Below are 16,973 nucleotides of genomic sequence, written 5' to 3' on the forward strand. Positions count from 1 at the left end.
TGCCCTCGTTGTGGCAAAAGTATGCGTTCATTGTGCGTGAGGCGGCGCACATAATCCAGTATTCACGACGATAATTATTGCAATTGCTGTTGCCTTTCAGCGTGACGATTCCAGACCAGGGCCCCACCAACGAACAGCGCCACGCCCGCCAGCCCCAGCGCCGGCTCCAGCCGGTGGGTAAGCCAGGTTGATAACGCCGAAGTGACGGGGCCAATCAACTGCCCAATCGCATACCCGGTGGTGAGCAGGCCCGCCATATAGCGCGTGTGGTTTGGCGCCAGCTCACGACCGTATAAAAGAGAGAGCTGCACGGCACACAAAAAGCCGCCGCCCACCAGCAGCCCGCCTGTCAGTAACCCGCCAATCCCCGGCAGCAGCCAGGCCGCCAGCACGCCCGCCCCCTGTAACCACAGTACGATAGCCAGCCTGCGGTTAGCCGTTGAGGTATGGCGTAACAGAATACTGAGCGCAATCCCCACCACGGCGGCGAGACCAAAAATCGGCCAGACAAACTGGGCAAACAGGCTGCCGGGAAAACGCACGGCCGCCATTTGCGACAGGAAGGTCGCCGGGAGGATATAGCCAAACCCGGCCAGGCTGTAGCTCCAGACCAGACGCGTCAAATCCGCCGTCAGCACCAGCGGCTCCGGCGCGGTGCCGGGTCGATGGAGCTGCCCGGATCGCGGCAGGTAGCGCGCCACCAGGGCAATCAGCACCAGCGCCAGCACGCCGTAGATTTGCCATGCCGCCCCGGCCGACAGGGACTTCGCCTGAATATAGACGGCGAGCAGGCCGCTCAGCGCAATGCCTGCCCCCGGCCCGGCAAATACGGCAGCGCTCAGACCCGGTTTACCCAGCTGTCCCAGCCGTTCGTTAGTCCAGGCGGCAATGAGAACCATCGACCAGCCGCTCATGCAGCCGATGACAAAACGCAGCAGGCCGTGCACGACGGCGTTCTCCGCCGCCGCGGAGAGCAGCGTCAGCGCCACCGCGCCGGTGATGCCAAGCCAGAGGCGCGTTTCAACGAAGCGGTGCGCACGCATCGCATCCCACGCGCCCACCAGATAGCCCAGATAATTCATCGCCGCCACCAGACCCGCGCTGGTCAGCGTAAGCTGTCCGGCAGCAATCATCAGCGGCACCTGGGGCGTAAAAGCAAAGCGCCCTATCCCCATCGCCACCACCAGCACGACAAACCCACTGAGCGCAATACGCAGCGCCATGACCGCTCCAATTGTTAAAGAAAAGTAAATTTATGATGCAGCATCTCGACGTCTGGCGAAAGTGAAAGTTACTCACAGGTCAATGAAAAGGCTGTATTATGGTTTTTATGAATACGCATTCTCATTAAGGAGCCCTGCATGGAACTGCTCGAAGAGCACCGTTGTTTTGAAGGTCGACAGCAGCGCTGGCGGCACGACTCCACCACCCTGAACTGTGCAATGACGTTCAGCATTTTCCTGCCGCCGACGGAAAATCCACCGGTTCTGTTCTGGCTTTCCGGCCTGACCTGCAACGACGAAAACTTCACCGCCAAAGCGGGCGCGCAGCGTATTGCCGCCGAGCTGGGCATTGCGCTGGTGATGCCTGACACCAGCCCGCGTGGCGACGATGTGGCCGACGATGCCGGATACGACCTGGGCAAAGGCGCCGGGTTTTATCTCAATGCGACCGAGCAGCCCTGGGCGCGCCACTACCGCATGTATGATTACCTTCGCGATGAACTTCCTGCGCTGGTGCAGTCGCAGTTTGCGGTCGGCGAGCGCTGCGCAATCAGCGGCCACTCAATGGGCGGACACGGGGCGCTCATCATGGCGCTGAAAAATCCGGGGAAATACGTCAGCGTGTCGGCATTTGCACCGATTGTGAACCCAACACAGGTGCCGTGGGGGCAGAAAGCCTTCACACACTATCTGGGTGAGGATACGGAAAAATGGCAGGCATGGGACAGCAGCGCGCTGATGCTGGCCAGCAAAGCTGAAGAGGCCATTCCCACCCTTATCGATCAGGGTGATGCGGACCAGTTCCTCGCCGGACAGCTGCAGCCTGCGGTGCTGGCAGAAGCGGCACGCCAGAAAGACTGGCCGCTGACGCTGCGCATTCAGCCGGGTTACGATCACAGCTATTACTTCATTGCGTCCTTCATTGAGGATCATCTCCGCTTCCATGCGGAGCATTTGTTCGGGTAAGTGCGGCCGATTGCCGGGTGGCGGCTTCGCCTTACCCGGCCTACATTCGTGGGTTTTGTAGGCCCGGTAAGCGAAGCGCCACCGGGCATAAAGGTTACATCAGAACTTATAATCCACACCGACAAAGTAGCGACGGCCATCTTCCGTGTAGCTGTAATCGTCGCGGCTCAGATCTTTGTCCAGCAGGTTCTGCACGCCCGCACGCAACTTCACGCTTTTCGTCGCCTGCCACGCGGCGCCGGTATTCCAGATAACATAGCCACCCGGCGTTGGGTCGCTGCTGGTCAGCGCGCGTTTCTCACCGGTGTAGTTGCCCTGAACATAGAACGACCAGTCCTGCGTCGCCTTCCAGTCAACGGTCCCGTTGGCGGTGTGGAACGGCAGATCGGACAGCGGCTTGTTGCCGCCGTTGCTGATATCACGACCGTCGTTGTAGGTGTAGTTCAGCGTCACTTTCCAGTCGTCCGCCAGCGGGAATTTCAGCTCGGTCTCCACCCCGCGGATACGCGCCTTGTTGACGTTGTAGTAGCGGAATATCGGTTCACCGTCCGCATTCAGGCCAACATAGTTAGGGTAGCTCTGCGCCTGCTTCGCATTGGCCGTACGGCTGATGCTGATGCGGTCATCGACGTTATTCTGGAAGGTGGTCACGCTGGCCTGCACGCCCTCTAACCAGCCCTCTTCCCCGCTGTAGTACAGACCGAACTCGAAGCTCTCGCTGGTCTCCGGTTTCAGATCCGGGTTACCGACAATCTCACAGGCACCGCGGCACGAGCCGGTGACCCAGTCCGGGCTCAGCTGCAGCAGTGACGGCGCTTTAAACGCGGTCGCCCAGCCCCCTTTCACCGTTACGGTATCGGTCGCGTTGTAGACCAGATAGGCGCGCGGGCTCCAGTGGTCGCCGTAGGTATCATGGTCATCCATACGGATGCCGGTGGTCAGCGCCAGAGGTTCAAAGATACGCCACTCGTCCTCCAGGAACAGGGCATACTGGCTTGTCGACGTACTACTGCCGGAACCGCCCGTCAGGTTGACAGGATCCTTCAGCTTATCGTGACGCCATTCGCCGCCGAAGGTCATCAGCTGGTTGATGTCGCCCAGCGGCAGCACGTATTTCCCGTCCACCGCGTTGCTCTCGGAGGTGATCGTATTGCTGTTGCCCGGGTTTTTGTTATCTACCTTCTCGCCGTACACCTTCAGCTCGCTGTTGCCGACGCCCCAGCGGCCGTTGTGGCTGAGAGAGTAGTTCTGACGCTCAAGGCGGTTTTTGTCGAGAGAATCCGAGTCACGATCCTGACGATCGAAACCGTAGCCCGCCGTAAAGTCATGATTTTCAGACGGCGTCCAGGCGAACTCCACATTCGCATCGCGGCTGGTGAAGCCTTCAATGCGCGGTGTTTCACCGCTCGCCGTGGTAGAGGACTTCTGCTGACCGTCTTTCTCACGCTTTGCGAGGCTACCGTAGGCTTTCAGCCCCAGCAGACCGTCCACCAGCGGACCGCTGGTATAGAATTGACCGTTGTAGGTGTCTCCACGGTCGCGATGTTCCTGAATTGTGGAATCGGCGCTCAGAGTACCCGTCCATTTCTGGCCGATTTTTTTGGTGATAATGTTTACCACGCCGCCCAGCGCATCGGAGCCGTAAAGAGAAGACATCGGCCCACGCACCACTTCAATTCGTTCGATGGCGTCAACCGGCACCCAGTTGAGGTCGAAATCATTATGGCGGAATACCGCGTTACGGGAATTGACGCGCTTGCCGTCGATCAGGATCAGCGTGTAGCTGCTGTCCAGTCCGCGAATACTTACCCCTTTACGGTTGTCCCCTTCGCTCGTGAGCTGCACGCCCGGCACATCCCGTAACACATCTTTCAGGTTCTGAACGGGTTTGCGCTGCAAATCTTCCTGGGTGATGACGCTGATGCTTGCCGGTGCGTCTTTCAGGTTTTGCTCGGTCGCGGAGGCCGTGACAACCATTGTGTCGCCGGATTCCGCTGCGATAACAGGCAGGGCCAGGGACATTGCGGACGCGCAAAGTCCTCCCCTGACGAAGGGATTCAACCTAAACATTCCATATCTCCATGAGGTAAATACAACTCAATCAAATCATCATTGCTCACAGCGTCTTCCTGGCCGCCCACATCTCCGGTGGGTCGGTGATACGCTTATTTTTGATAACGATAAAGCAAACGATAATTATTATCAATTAAATTGTTAAGAAATATATCTTTGTTTCAGGGGCCGGGAATAAAAAAGCCCGCTCAAACGAGCGGGCTAACAGAGAGGAAGTGCGGTTATTGTTTAAATCGTTCCGGGAATTCCATTTCACTGTAGCGAACGAAGTGTGTCCCTTTCGTCAGCTTGTAACCAAACCAGATGACGAGGAACAGCGGAATGCCAATGTAGGTTGCCGTGACGGCGCCCCAGTCAATGGTGTCCGCCAGGAACGCTTCATAGTTCTGTCCCAGCGTAATGATCAGGCACAGAATGAAGGCGAAAATGGGCCCCAGCGGGAAGAAGCCGGAGCGATACGGCAGCTGGTTAACGTCATAACCCTGTTTGACGTAGCCACGGCGGAAACGATAGTGGCTAATGGCAATCCCCAGCCAGGCAATAAAGCCCGTCATCCCGGAGGTGTTAAGCAGCCACAGGTACACCGTCTGGTTGCCAAACATAGAGGTCAGGAAGCACAGACCGGCGATCACCGTAGTGGCGTACAGCGCGTTACGCGGTACGCCGCCACGGGACAGCTTCGCGAAAATACGCGGTGCTTTACCGTCGCATGCCAGCGTGTAGAGCATACGGGTGGACGCGTACATCCCGGAGTTACCGGCTGACAGTACAGCGGTCAGGATAACGGCGTTCATCACTGCCGCGGCAGAAAGCAGACCGGCGTGCTGGAAGACCAGCGTGAACGGGCTAACGCTAATGTCTTTAACGTCATTACGCAGCAGGCTTGGATCGGTGTACGGAATAATCAGGCTGATAATCAGGATCGCGAACACATAGAACAGCAGGATACGCCAGAAGACCTGACGAACCGCGCGCGGAATATTCTTCTCCGGGTTTTCTGACTCACCGGCAGCAATGCCAATCAGCTCGGTTCCCTGGAAGGAGAAGCCGACAATCATTGCCACGCCAATCATTGCCGACAGTCCACCGGCAAACGGCGCATCGCCTATTGTCCAGTTACTCCAGCCCGCAGGTTCTGCGCCTTTGAAAATACCAACGATCATCGCCACACCGACGACGATAAAGATGATGACGGTTGCCACTTTGATCAAAGAGAACCAGTATTCCGCTTCGCCGAAACCGCGCACGGAGATGTAGTTCAGCAGGAAGATGACGGCCAGGAACAGGGCGCTCCAGATCCAGCCCGGCGTATCCGGGAACCACCAGTTCATCACCAGCTGTGCGGCGACAAGGTCAACGGCGATGGTGACCGCCCAGTTGTACCAGTAGTTCCAGCCCAGCGCGAAGCCGAAGCCTTCTTCAACGTATTTTTGACCGTAGGTCGAGAACGAACCGGATACCGGCATGTACGCGGCCAGTTCGCCGAGACTGGTCATCAGGAAGTACACCATCAGGCCAATCAGGATATAAGAGAAAAGTGCCCCACCCGGGCCGGCTGCCGAAATCGTTGCGCCAGAGGCAACGAAAAGACCTGTACCGATTGAGCCGCCAATGGCGATCATCGTCAGGTGACGCGCCTTGAGTTCACGACGTAGCGTGGGCGCTTCTGTGGTTTTAATTTCTGAAACCATATGAAAATGCTGTCCATTTAATAAATGAGGCGCGATTGTAGCAGACGATCCGCGTTCCTTCCGGCAGAAATACTCAGTTATAAGAGAGCTTCATGACGCGGCCAGGATTATAAGTAAAGCATAATTTTTCCCTCTCCCCTTTGGGGTGAGGGATGCTGTCAGATTTCGCAATAGCGCAGAAAACGCTGCAGGGAGCTGGAAAGGTGTTTCTGACGATGATGAATGCACCACAGCGTGCGCACCAGCTTCGGCAGCGGGATGGGGATTTCAACCAGCGATCCGGTTTCCAGCTGTTCGGCAATAACGCGCCGGGAAAGACAGCTGATGCCCAGCCCGTGGCGCACGGCGTGCTTAATGGCCTCAGAGTTCCCAAGCTCCATCCCTAACTGGAAATGCGGCAGATGGGAAAGCAGCAGATAATCGACAATTTCACGCGTGCCGGAGCCCTGCTCGCGCAGGATCCACTGCGCCTGCGCCAGCCTCTCCAGCGTCACCTCTCCCTGCAATAACGACGAGGCCGGGGACGCAAACACCACCAGCTCGTCTTCCAGCCAGGGCTCGGCAATGATATCAACGTTATGGCAGGGTCCTTCGATGAGGCCGATATCCACGCGGAAATCGATCACTGCGTTGATGACGTCCTGGCTATTGCCCACGCTCATCTCCAGCGGCAGGCTCGGGAAATCCCGGCGGTAGCGGGCAATCACTTCCGGCAGAATGTAGTTCCCGATGGTGCTGCTGGCGTAAACGCGGATCGCACCGTTGTCTTCGCGGAACAGCTGCTCGATTTCGATTGCCTGCTCGAGCAGCGCCAGCGCGCGCGGATAAAGAAGACGACCGTGCTCGTTGACCACCAGACGCTTGCCTACCCTGTCAAAAAGCTGAACGCCCAGCTGTCCTTCAAGATCGGTTAACGCCGCGCTGACCGCAGACTGTGAGAGCGCCAGCATTTGTGACGCCTGGGTCGTCGAGCCGCTTTTCAGCACCTCGGCAAAGACTTCCAGCTGACGCAGAGTAATGTGCATGGTTGCTTACCACTTATATAGATTGATTATAAGTATATAATCAATTTTATTTTTAAGCCAGAGCGCCGTAACCTTTAGCCAGACAAAGGAGAAGGTTATGTCAGAAATCACCTTACAACATCATCGTACAGTGTGGCACTTCGTGCCGGGTCTTGCGCTCAGCGCTGCAGTCACCGCCGTAGCGCTATGGGGCGGCAGCATCCCGGCCATCGCAGGCGCAGGTTTCAGCGCGCTGACGCTCGCCATTTTGCTCGGCATGGTCGTGGGTAACGCCGTTTACCCGCATATCTGGAAATCCTGCGACGGCGGCGTAATCTTTGCCAAGCAGCATCTGCTGCGTCTTGGGATCATTCTTTACGGCTTCCGTCTTACCTTTTCGCAGATTGCGGATGTGGGTGCGAGCGGGATCGCCATCGACGTTCTGACCCTGACCAGCACCTTTTTACTGGCCTGTTTTATCGGCCAGAAAGTGTTTGGCCTGGACAGGCAAACCAGCTGGCTGATCGGTGCCGGGAGCAGTATCTGTGGCGCAGCGGCGGTGCTGGCCACGGAACCCGTCGTGAAGGCCGAAGCCAGCAAGGTAACGGTGGCGGTAGCGACGGTGGTGATCTTCGGTACGCTGGCGATTTTCCTCTACCCGGCCATGTATCCGCTGGTTGCCCACTGGTTCAGCCCGGAAACCTACGGCATCTATATCGGTTCGACCATGCACGAAGTGGCCCAGGTGGTCGCTGCAGGACATGCCATTAACCCGGACGCCGAAAACGCAGCGGTGATTGCCAAAATGCTGCGCGTGATGATGCTGGCCCCGTTCCTGATTTTCCTGGCCGCACGGGTTAAACAACTGGCTCCGGCGGGCGGCAGCGAGAAAAGTAAAATCACCATTCCGTGGTTTGCGATCCTGTTCATTGTTGTGGCGATTTTTAACTCCTTCCACCTGCTGCCGAAAGCGGTGGTGGATATGCTGGTGACGCTGGATACCGTACTGCTGGCGATGGCCATGGCGGCACTGGGGGTGACCACACACGTCAGCGCGCTGAAAAAAGCCGGTGCGAAACCGCTGCTGATGGCGCTGGTGCTCTTCATCTGGCTGATTGTTGGCGGCGGCGCGATTAACCTCGCGGTCCATAGCCTGATGGCATAAACCACTACATCCTTCTCCTGTTAACCCGCTATCATAAGCATTTCGGGTTAACAGGAGTCCCTTTATGAAATATGTTGGAGCGCACGTCAGCGCTGCAGGTGGCCTTGCGAATGCCGCCATTCGTGCCGCCGAAATTGAGGCGACCGCTTTCGCCCTGTTCACCAAAAATCAGCGCCAGTGGCGCGCCGCACCGCTCACCGCTGAGGTGATTGATGATTTCAAAGCCGCCTGTGAGAAATACCGCTACGGGCCCGGCCAGATCCTCCCCCACGACAGCTACCTGATCAACCTCGGTCACCCGGTTGAAGAGGCGCTGGAAAAATCCCGCGAGGCGTTTCTTGATGAAGTGCAGCGCTGCGAACAGCTGGGGCTGACGCTGCTGAACTTCCATCCGGGCAGCCATCTGATGCAGATCGACGAAGATGCCTGCCTGGCGCGCATTGCCGAATCCATCAACATCACCCTGGACAAGACCAAAGGCGTTACCGCGGTGATTGAGAATACCGCTGGTCAGGGCAGCAACCTCGGCTTTAAGTTCGAACATCTGGCGGCGATTATCGACGGCGTGGAGGATAAATCCCGCGTGGGCGTGTGCATTGATACCTGCCACGCGTTTGCCGCCGGTTATGACCTGCGCACCACCGAGGCAACGAAAAACACGTTTGATGAGTTCGAGCGCATTGTGGGCTTTAAGTATCTGCGCGGAATGCACTTAAACGATGCGAAAAGCGCCTTTGGTAGCCGCGTTGACCGCCACCACAGCCTGGGCGAAGGCAACATTGGCCACGATGCGTTTCGCTTTATTATGCAGGACGCCCGCTTCGACGGTATTCCGATGGTGCTGGAAACCATTAATCCGGACATCTGGGCAGAAGAGATTGCCTGGCTGAAGGCACAGCAAACCGCTGAACAGGCGGCATAAAAAAAGCCGGGTGCGTAATGCAACCCGGCTTTTTTGTTGTTTATCGCTTACGCTGCTTTTGCCACAACTTCCGCTTCCGGACGTTTCAGCACCGCGTAAGAGAGACCCGCCACCAGCGTACCGGCAACAATCGCCAGCAGGTAGCCCAGTACCGGGGTGATGGCGCCAGGGATCAGCAGCACGAACAGACCGCCGTGTGGTGCCATCAGCTTCGCACCGACAGCCATAGAGATCGCCCCCGTTACCGCACCGCCAACGATACAGCACGGCAGCACACGCATTGGGTCACGCGCCGCGAACGGAATCGCCCCTTCGGTGATGAAGCACAGACCCAGCACCAGCGCGGCTTTACCGCCTTCCTGCTGCGCTTTATCGAACTTACGACGGGCAATAATCGTCGCCAGACCGAGCGCCAGCGGAGGCACCATACCTGCCGCCATGATCGCCGCCATCGGCGCGTAGGTCTGGGTACTCAGCAGGCCCACACCAAAGGCGTACGCCGCTTTGTTCACCGGACCACCCATGTCGGTACACATCATGCCGCCGAGGATTGCACCCAGCAGAACCGCATTCGCGGTACCCATGGTTTGCAGCCAGTGGGTCAGACCCGCCAGGATGCCCGCAACCGGCTTACCAATCAGGTAAATCATCGCCAGACCGACCACCAGGCTGGAAATCAGCGGGATGATCAGGATCGGCTTCAGCGCTTCCATACTCTGCGGCAGCTTCAGCTTCGAGCTAATCAGCTTCGCGACGTAGCCGGCGAGGAAGCCCGCGATGATACCGCCGATAAAGCCGGAACCGGTGCTCACGGCCAGCATACCGCCGATAAGCCCCGGGGTCAGACCCGGGCGGTCAGCAATGGAGAAGGCAATAAAGCCCGCCAGTACCGGCACCATCAGGGCGAAGGCTGAGCCGCCGCCGATCTGCATCAGCGCAGCCGCCAGCGTGCCTTGTTCTTTAAACGCCGTGATACCAAACGCGAACGAGAGCGCGATACACAGACCGCCCGCGACAACCATCGGCAGCATGTAAGACACGCCGGTCAGCAGGTGACGATAGGCGCCTGCGGACTCTTTTTTCCCTTCCGTCGCGGTCTGACGCGCGCCGGTTGCCTGATACGGCTTCGCTTCTACCAGCGCTTTATCAAACTCCTGCGCGGTCTTTTTCAGCGCCAGGCCGGTGGAGGTACGGTACATTGGCTTACCGGCAAATTTCGCCAGGTCCACTTCGATATCCGCCGCCACAATCACCAGATCGGCCTCCGCCACTTCTTCAGGGGTGATCGCGTTGCCGGCACCGACGGAGCCGCGTGTTTCAACTTTTACCCACCAGCCGCGTTTTTTCGCTTCGGTTTCAATGGCTTCAGCCGCCATAAAGGTGTGAGCCACCCCCGTCGGGCAGGCCGTCACCGCCACAATGCGTTTCGGGCCCGTGGCCGCAGCCGGTGCCGTCGCGACAGGCGCGCTGTAGACAGACGCATGACCTTTCGCTTCGCTCAGGAACAGTTCAGGGTGTGCCACCGCGCGATTAATATCGCCCAGCCACACTTTTTTGCCGTTCAGCGCACTGTCAGCCGGGATTTTGTCGCCCAGGACAATGGCCAGTTCTGCATCGCCTGGATTATCGATAATCTCCAGATGTGCTTTTTGTGCCGCCGCGCCCAGCAAGGTCTTCGCCATATAGGCGCGAGCCTGTCCGAGACCGGAGTCAATGATCAGCAGCGTTTTCATTATTCCTCTCCTGCTGTTAGTTAAAAGGTTTTAAGTCAACGCGCGCCATCATCGCGGCTAACTGGGTACGATCGGTAATACCGACATTGCTCTGGCTGACGGCCAGGGCAGCAACGGCAGTGGCAAGACGTAAGGTATGTTCACTGGATTCCCGCATCAGCAGACCATAAATCAGGCCGCCAACCATGGAATCCCCTGCGCCAACGGTACTCACAACTTCCATTGACGGCGGTTTGGCAATCCATTCGCCAGACGCGTTAACCCACAACGCGCCTTCTGCACCAAGCGAGATCACCACGTGAGCGATACCCTGCTCGCGCAGCGCATGGGCAGCGTCAATCACATCTTTTAATTCTGGCAGCTTACGACCCGCCCAGATCTCCAGCTCGCGGCGATTCGGCTTCACCAGCCATGGTGAGGCTTTCAGGCCCGCAACCAGCGCGTCACGGCTGCTGTCAAAAATGATGCATGGGCACTGGCTGCGCAGGCGCGTCATCCAGTCGGTAAAGGCTTCCGGGCTCACGCCGGACGGCAGGCTGCCGCTGACGCAGACCATGTCAAACTGCCCCAGCCAGGTCAGCGAGTCGTTGACAAAGCGTTCCCAGTCTGACGGCGTCACTTCGAAGCCTGAGAAGTTCAGATCGGTTACTTCACCGTCTTTCTCCGTCAGCTTAACGTTGATACGGGTACGGCCCTGAACAACCTGAAAACGGTTGGCAATGCCCAGCTCGCTGAACAGCTGCTGGAAACCGTCCTGGTTGTCTTTACCGAGGAATCCGCCCACGGTGACATCAATACCGAGATCCTTGAGCACTTTCGCGACGTTAATCCCTTTGCCCGCAGCATGCAGGCCGGTGGTACGCACGAGGTTGACTTCGCCGCGCTCAATTTCCGGGCAAAATCCTACCAGGTCATAAGCCGGGTTTAGCGTAATAGTCGCAACACGTCTGCTCATTATGCGCCCTCCCCCAAACCTGCCGCGATGGCATCGCCAATCGCTTTCAGCGCCTGTTCAGCATCGGCACCCTGCGCGGTGAAACGCAGACGATGGCCTTTCTTCACGCCCAGCGCGACCACTTTCATCAGACTACGGCCGTTGGCCGGTTTGCCCGTGCCGTCAAGATTCGCCACGGTAATCTCACTCTCGAATTGTTTAATGGTATTCACCAGCATGGTGCCCGGACGGGCATGCAGGCCGTGTTCGTTACGCACCACGAACTCCGCGGTTTGCACGTCATCCGTCAGCGCATCATCACTGGTCAGCAGTGCCAGCACGGTGGAAGCATCAGCGTTCAGCAGTTTTTCAGCTTTGTTGTTCAGCAGCAGATCGCCCAGACGCTTCAGCACGGAAACCGGCTGTTCATCAGCCATCGCCACGGTCACCAGCATGGCCGCGCGTTCGCCTTCTACGTCAAATGCATTGGCCGCACGGCTCACGGCAATCGCACTGCGCAGGTTGCCTTCAGCACTGTCGTTCAGCCAGATACCCTGACCCAGATTCAACGGCTTATCGTTAATCACGCGCGTCACAAAGGTGGCATCCGCCGCGCCGGCTTCTTTCAGGCGGCCCGCGTTCAGCGCCTGCAGCGTCACCAGATCGGAAGCAACTACATCCAGCGTCAGCGTTTCATTATCCAGTTTCAGCGCTTCACTCTGTTTTTCGCCCATCAGCAAGGCGCGTAGCTCTTCCGCGGTGGTGGCGGATTTAAGCTGTTCAGCCACCGCGTCATCGCTCAGGACATGCGTCAGCTGACGCAGCAGACTTAAGTGCTCGTCGCTGCTGGCCGCGATACCGATGGCCACATAGGCTACCTGACCGTCTCCCCAGAGTACGCCCTGCGGGAACTGGTAAACCTTAACGCCGGTTTTCAACACCTGATCGCGGGTGTCGGTGGTGCCGTGCGGAATGGCGATCCCATTACCGAGGAAGGTTGAGGTCTGCTGCTCGCGCGCCAGCATGCCGTTGACATAGCCGTCCGCGACGTTACCCGCCTGCACAAGCGCAGCGGCAACCTGGCGAATAGCCTCTTCTTTATCCCCGGCCTGAGCGCCCGGGTGGATATCCTGAACAGATAACTGGAACATGGTTCTCCACTCCTGCTGAACTTGAATCGTTTCAGCTTTAATGAGAAAAAATGCGCTAGCCTGCTCCGTTTGTTAAAACAAGATAGCGCTGAAACGTTTCAAAAAGTCTTGCGCTTTATGCAATGCCTTGCAAGAAAACTCGTATTTCAGATTGCAGAATTTAGAGATACAGCACATTTCTTCTTCGTTCAGCTGAATTTTGCTGAAGTTCAGCAAGTCAGTTTCAGCTAAGGTCAGCCGATGTGGATGCAAGATGAAATGCCATTTTGATTTTTCGTGGCATCATTGACCACACCCACTGTTTATTTTTTAGCTGACGGCGTACACTCCGCCCCTCTCTGCTACTCGCTAATTATAAAACATGCATAACATCCCTGCGGCTGCCTCGCCGAAGCCCTTTGATTTGACCTCAGCGGCCTTCCTGATTGTTGCCTTCTTCACGGGCATTGCCGGTGCGTTACAGACGCCGACGCTGAGCTTATTTTTGACCAATGAGGTTCATGTTCGTCCGGCGCTGGTTGGCTTCTTTTTTACCGGAAGCGCCATCATCGGCATCCTGGTCAGTCAGTTCCTGGCGGGGCGATCCGACAGAAAAGGCGATCGTAAAATCCTGATCGTTTTCTGCTGCCTGCTGGGGGTCATGGCCTGTGTTCTGTTTGCCTGGAACCGCAACTACTTCATTCTGCTTTTCGTCGGGGTATTCCTGAGCAGCTTTGGTTCGACGGCGAACCCACAGCTGTTCGCGCTTGCCCGCGAACACGCCGACCATACCGGACGTGAAGCGGTGATGTTCAGCTCTGTCCTGCGTGCACAGGTGTCGCTGGCGTGGGTGATTGGCCCGCCGCTGGCTTACGCGCTGGCGATGGGTTTTGGCTTTACGGTGATGTACCTGAGCGCGGCGGTCGCGTTTGTGGCGTGCGGCACGCTGGTGTGGTTCTTCCTGCCGTCCATGCGCAAAGAGCCCAAAGTGGCAACGGGCGTGCTGGAAGCGCCACGCCGTAACCGCCGCGATGCCCTGCTCCTGTTCGCGATCTGCACGCTAATGTGGGGCACCAATAGCCTGTACATCATCAATATGCCGCTGTTTATTATTAATGAACTGCACCTGTCGGAGAAGCTGGCGGGCATCATGATGGGCACCGCGGCCGGGCTTGAGATCCCGACCATGCTTATCGCAGGCTATTACGCAAAGCGCTTCGGGAAACGTTTTTTAATGCGCATCGCCGCCGTCGCCGGTCTGCTGTTCTATCTCGGCATGCTGACGGTACATACCCCCGGGCTATTGCTGGCGTTACAGCTGCTGAACGCCATCTATATTGGCATTCTCGCCGGGATAGGCATGCTCTATTTCCAGGACCTGATGCCGGGCCAGGCAGGCTCTGCCACCACCCTTTATACTAATACCACCCGCGTGGGCTGGATTATTGCCGGCTCAATGGCCGGTGTTGTGGCCGAAATCTGGAACTATCACACGGTGTTCTGGATTGCGCTGGTGATGTGTACGCTGACGATGGGCTGTCTGGCGAAGATTAAAGACGTTTAAGGTGCGGTGAGCGATTCAAGCTCAAGAAGGTACGTCATCGCCTGCTCGCGCGTGCTGCCACACATTTCGGCCGTGGGCTGAAGCCCGGAGCAGACCTTCGGACGCAGCGGTGAGCCAAAGATCATGCACAGGTTGGTTTCCGAAAGCTGAACGCAGCGGGTATTGGCAGGCTTGCCTAACATATAATTATTCACTATTTAAAATTCACATTCCTGCTGTTAGCATCTGATCAATCAAGACCATCCGAAGGGAATCACACTTAATGAAACCAAAGCTGTATTCGTACGTGCGTTTTTCATCTGTGAAACAACGGGAAGGTAACTCCCTGGAGCGTCAGCAAGATACCGCTCTAAAAATTGCGGCCCGTTATAATCTCGAACTTGCTACAACGGCTTTCCATGATCTCGGCATGTCCGCGTTCAAAGGAAGAAATGCTCATGAAGGGAAGCTTTCGGAGTTCATCAAGCAGATTGGGGTTAAAGTTCCTGTTGGTTCGTGGCTCGTAGTCGAAAACCTTGACCGCATTAGCCGTGATGATGCTTGGACCGCTTTGGATATATTCAAGAGCATACTTAGCAAGGGGATAGTTGTTGTTACTGGTATGGATGAAAAGGTCTATAAGTACGCGGACGTAAAGAATAATCCAACCGATTTAATCATTTCATTGTTGATGTTCACACGCGCCCACGACGAATCGTTGACAAAAAAGAATCGGGTTGAAGCCCAAGCCCGTTCGCTGATACGGTACAACCTGACAAGAAAAGCGGGAACGCCAGCAAAAGCAATAGAATCAGTGGGTCAGAATGTGTGGTGGGTAGATACAAAATCAGGATACGTTACCCCACACCCAATGTATTTTTCAGCAGCGCAGAAGATTATAGAACTGAAACAAAACGGTGAAACTCTTCTTGGAATCCAACGATATCTTAACGAACACTACACTGCCCCTAAAAAGAGGGTTTATAAAGACAAGACAGGTCAAGCGCTGACACCCAAAACGGAGCAATGGGGCAAACATTTGATCAGAACCTTTTTGAATCCCACTGTTCATGGACAAAAAATCTTCACGCTGGATAAACGCGATGAATCAGGTGCCATCATATACGATTCCGAATCAGATGAACCGTTGAAAGAAACATTCATTATTCCGGATTACTATCCAGCACTTATGTCGGAAGTAGACTACTTGACACTTTCGAAGTTAGATCGACATCGTGCTGTCACTCGTAGTTCATCAACATATCCAGGAGGTAATCCTGAACCTGAAATACCGCTACTCTCAGGTATCGGTATTCTTTTTTGCGGTAAATGTGGATCTTTCATGTTCAAATCTGGTTCAAGTGAAAACAAGTACCGATATATATGTGGTTCAAAAATCGTTCAGGGTAAACCTTGCGGTAAAAAAGGGTTTACGTCATACCAACTTGAGCACACTGTTTTACAACTAATCGCTGATCACGTCTGGAACAACCACCAAGAGGATAAAACAGCATGGTACGAATCTGAGATTGAAAAGGCATCTGAAGCTGTTAAGAAGCTGCTAAAACTAGCAACTTTGACAGACAACATCGAAGAATTGGCAGATCAGATTAATGCCAATAAACAAAAAAAAATTACGCTTGAGAAAGAATTTCAACAGTACAAAATCAGCCGTTCAGAAATTCAAACTACTGGCTGGGATCAATTCCGACATTTCGATGTTCACGACACAAAGAATCCTGAGCGTAAGCGGATTAGACTGAAGGTAAAGCAAGCTATCAAACGTATTGATTGTTATGACATTGATGGTCGGCACAGTCATTTTGAAGTGACCTTCGCCGACGAAACAAAGCAGAGAATAGTGATTAAGTTTAATCGCAACAGATCACCTGGTATTTCGTATGTAGAGGCACAAACAGTAAACGATCATGACTTACTAAAAATGCAGGGACTTGTGTTGCACTCCTTCATTGATGAACTGATTTCACCTGAAAAATTTGCGCAGCATATTAAAGACAAACACGAAGTCAGCATTCTAAACCCGACATTTATAACCGAGCTCGAGGATGGCGTAACCCGAGACGAAGACAGTGGAATAGCTATCAGGGTAGATGGCATTACGAGCAAATCATATGCAACTGTCAACGGCATTAAGCACGAGATTAACTCACTGGAAGACTTAGAGAAACTTTCACAGTAAATAACACGCTAAATCACTCTCCCCCTTGCCTACCTGACAAGGGGAAAGCAACCAAACCGTCCCCCAGATACCATTCCATACCAAAGCCCCGTAAAACTTGATACCGAGCGTTTTAGAGCAAGGGTTCAAATTACATCGTATTCATTATGTATACGAACTGTGCGAGTTGCACCGCTTCTTATCGAAACACCTCTATGGTTGCCGGAAACCCCGCACAAAGTAGATGGTTATGTCTTTCAATCGCAGTATTCAATACTAAGCGCAGCCCCGCCCCACATTAGCATCAAGCATATGAACCATACAAAAACCCTGTAAATACAATCGACTTAGTAACAATCCTCTCTCTTCCTCTCATGTCAATTGATCGTTTTTATAGATCAATTTTGCAA

The 16,973-nt window shown here is 55.4% G+C and carries 13 protein-coding genes; 5 read left to right on the forward strand and 8 right to left on the reverse strand.

Annotated features, from left to right (window positions below; all coding sequences use genetic code 11):
* Window positions 1-74: 74 nt before the first annotated feature.
* A complete protein-coding gene (locus KGP25_RS16035) occupies window positions 75-1,223 on the reverse strand; it encodes a YbfB/YjiJ family MFS transporter (RefSeq protein ID WP_045908681.1) in 1,149 nt (382 codons plus the stop codon).
* A gap of 138 nt (window positions 1,224-1,361) precedes the next feature.
* Here KGP25_RS16035 and fghA point away from each other — a divergent pair, with 138 nt between their 5' ends.
* A complete protein-coding gene (gene fghA, locus KGP25_RS16040; RefSeq protein WP_223539282.1) occupies window positions 1,362-2,189 on the forward strand; it encodes an S-formylglutathione hydrolase in 828 nt (275 codons plus the stop codon).
* Window positions 2,190-2,288: 99 nt separating this feature from the next.
* On the opposite strand, the gene cirA is transcribed toward fghA, so the two are convergent.
* The 3 genes from cirA to yieE form a co-directional block, all read right to left on the reverse strand.
* A complete protein-coding gene (cirA, locus tag KGP25_RS16045) occupies window positions 2,289-4,259 on the reverse strand; it encodes a catecholate siderophore receptor CirA (RefSeq protein WP_048224122.1) in 1,971 nt (656 codons plus the stop codon).
* Window positions 4,260-4,483: 224 nt separating this feature from the next.
* Window positions 4,484-5,953 carry an amino acid permease gene (locus tag KGP25_RS16050; protein WP_008500931.1) on the reverse strand — a complete coding sequence of 490 codons (1,470 nt, stop codon included), beginning with the start codon at window positions 5,951-5,953 and terminating at the stop codon, window positions 4,484-4,486.
* A gap of 158 nt (window positions 5,954-6,111) precedes the next feature.
* Window positions 6,112-6,978: a DNA-binding transcriptional regulator YeiE gene (gene yieE / locus KGP25_RS16055; RefSeq protein ID WP_045908684.1), complete on the reverse strand. Its 867-nt coding sequence runs from the start codon at window positions 6,976-6,978 to the stop codon at window positions 6,112-6,114.
* Window positions 6,979-7,075: 97 nt separating this feature from the next.
* Here yieE and KGP25_RS16060 point away from each other — a divergent pair, with 97 nt between their 5' ends.
* Together KGP25_RS16060 and nfo are read left to right on the forward strand one after the other, a co-directional pair.
* Window positions 7,076-8,122, forward strand: coding sequence for a YeiH family protein (locus tag KGP25_RS16060; RefSeq protein ID WP_223539283.1), 1,047 nt, complete (start codon window positions 7,076-7,078; stop codon window positions 8,120-8,122).
* A 64-nt stretch (window positions 8,123-8,186) separates the two neighbouring features.
* Window positions 8,187-9,044 (forward strand): deoxyribonuclease IV, encoded by an 858-nt coding sequence (gene nfo / locus KGP25_RS16065; protein ID WP_023294038.1) that lies wholly within the window; start codon window positions 8,187-8,189, stop codon window positions 9,042-9,044.
* A 47-nt stretch (window positions 9,045-9,091) separates the two neighbouring features.
* Here nfo and fruA read toward each other — a convergent pair whose 3' ends face one another.
* From fruA to fruB, 3 genes are read right to left on the reverse strand one after another with little or no spacing between them, the layout of a single operon-like run.
* Window positions 9,092-10,777 carry a PTS fructose transporter subunit IIBC gene (gene fruA / locus KGP25_RS16070; RefSeq protein ID WP_069720465.1) on the reverse strand — a complete coding sequence of 562 codons (1,686 nt, stop codon included), beginning with the start codon at window positions 10,775-10,777 and terminating at the stop codon, window positions 9,092-9,094.
* A gap of 16 nt (window positions 10,778-10,793) precedes the next feature.
* The gene (gene fruK, locus KGP25_RS16075; protein ID WP_008500936.1) at window positions 10,794-11,732 is read right to left on the reverse strand and encodes a 1-phosphofructokinase; all 939 of its coding nucleotides are present in this window, start codon (window positions 11,730-11,732) and stop codon (window positions 10,794-10,796) included.
* Window positions 11,732-12,862 (reverse strand): fused PTS fructose transporter subunit IIA/HPr protein, encoded by a 1,131-nt coding sequence (gene fruB / locus KGP25_RS16080; protein ID WP_223539284.1) that lies wholly within the window; start codon window positions 12,860-12,862, stop codon window positions 11,732-11,734. Before fruB ends, fruK begins: the two co-directional genes overlap by 1 nt.
* Before the next feature lie 361 nt (window positions 12,863-13,223).
* Between fruB and setB the strand changes: the two genes are divergently transcribed.
* Window positions 13,224-14,405, forward strand: a complete 1,182-nt coding sequence (gene setB, locus KGP25_RS16085) for a sugar efflux transporter SetB (protein WP_223539285.1) — start codon at window positions 13,224-13,226, stop codon at window positions 14,403-14,405.
* Here the strand turns inward: setB and KGP25_RS16090 are convergent.
* Window positions 14,402-14,587, reverse strand: coding sequence for a Fe-S-cluster oxidoreductase (locus KGP25_RS16090; RefSeq protein ID WP_084832304.1), 186 nt, complete (start codon window positions 14,585-14,587; stop codon window positions 14,402-14,404). The genes setB and KGP25_RS16090 overlap by 4 nt on opposite strands.
* 80 nt (window positions 14,588-14,667) lie before the next feature.
* Between KGP25_RS16090 and KGP25_RS16095 the strand changes: the two genes are divergently transcribed.
* The gene (locus tag KGP25_RS16095; RefSeq protein ID WP_149278440.1) at window positions 14,668-16,584 is read left to right on the forward strand and encodes a recombinase family protein; all 1,917 of its coding nucleotides are present in this window, start codon (window positions 14,668-14,670) and stop codon (window positions 16,582-16,584) included.
* Window positions 16,585-16,973 lie beyond the last annotated feature (389 nt).

Origin of the sequence: Enterobacter sp. JBIWA003, from assembly GCF_019968825.1 — a bacterium.
Classification (GTDB): domain Bacteria; phylum Pseudomonadota; class Gammaproteobacteria; order Enterobacterales; family Enterobacteriaceae; genus Enterobacter; species Enterobacter quasiroggenkampii.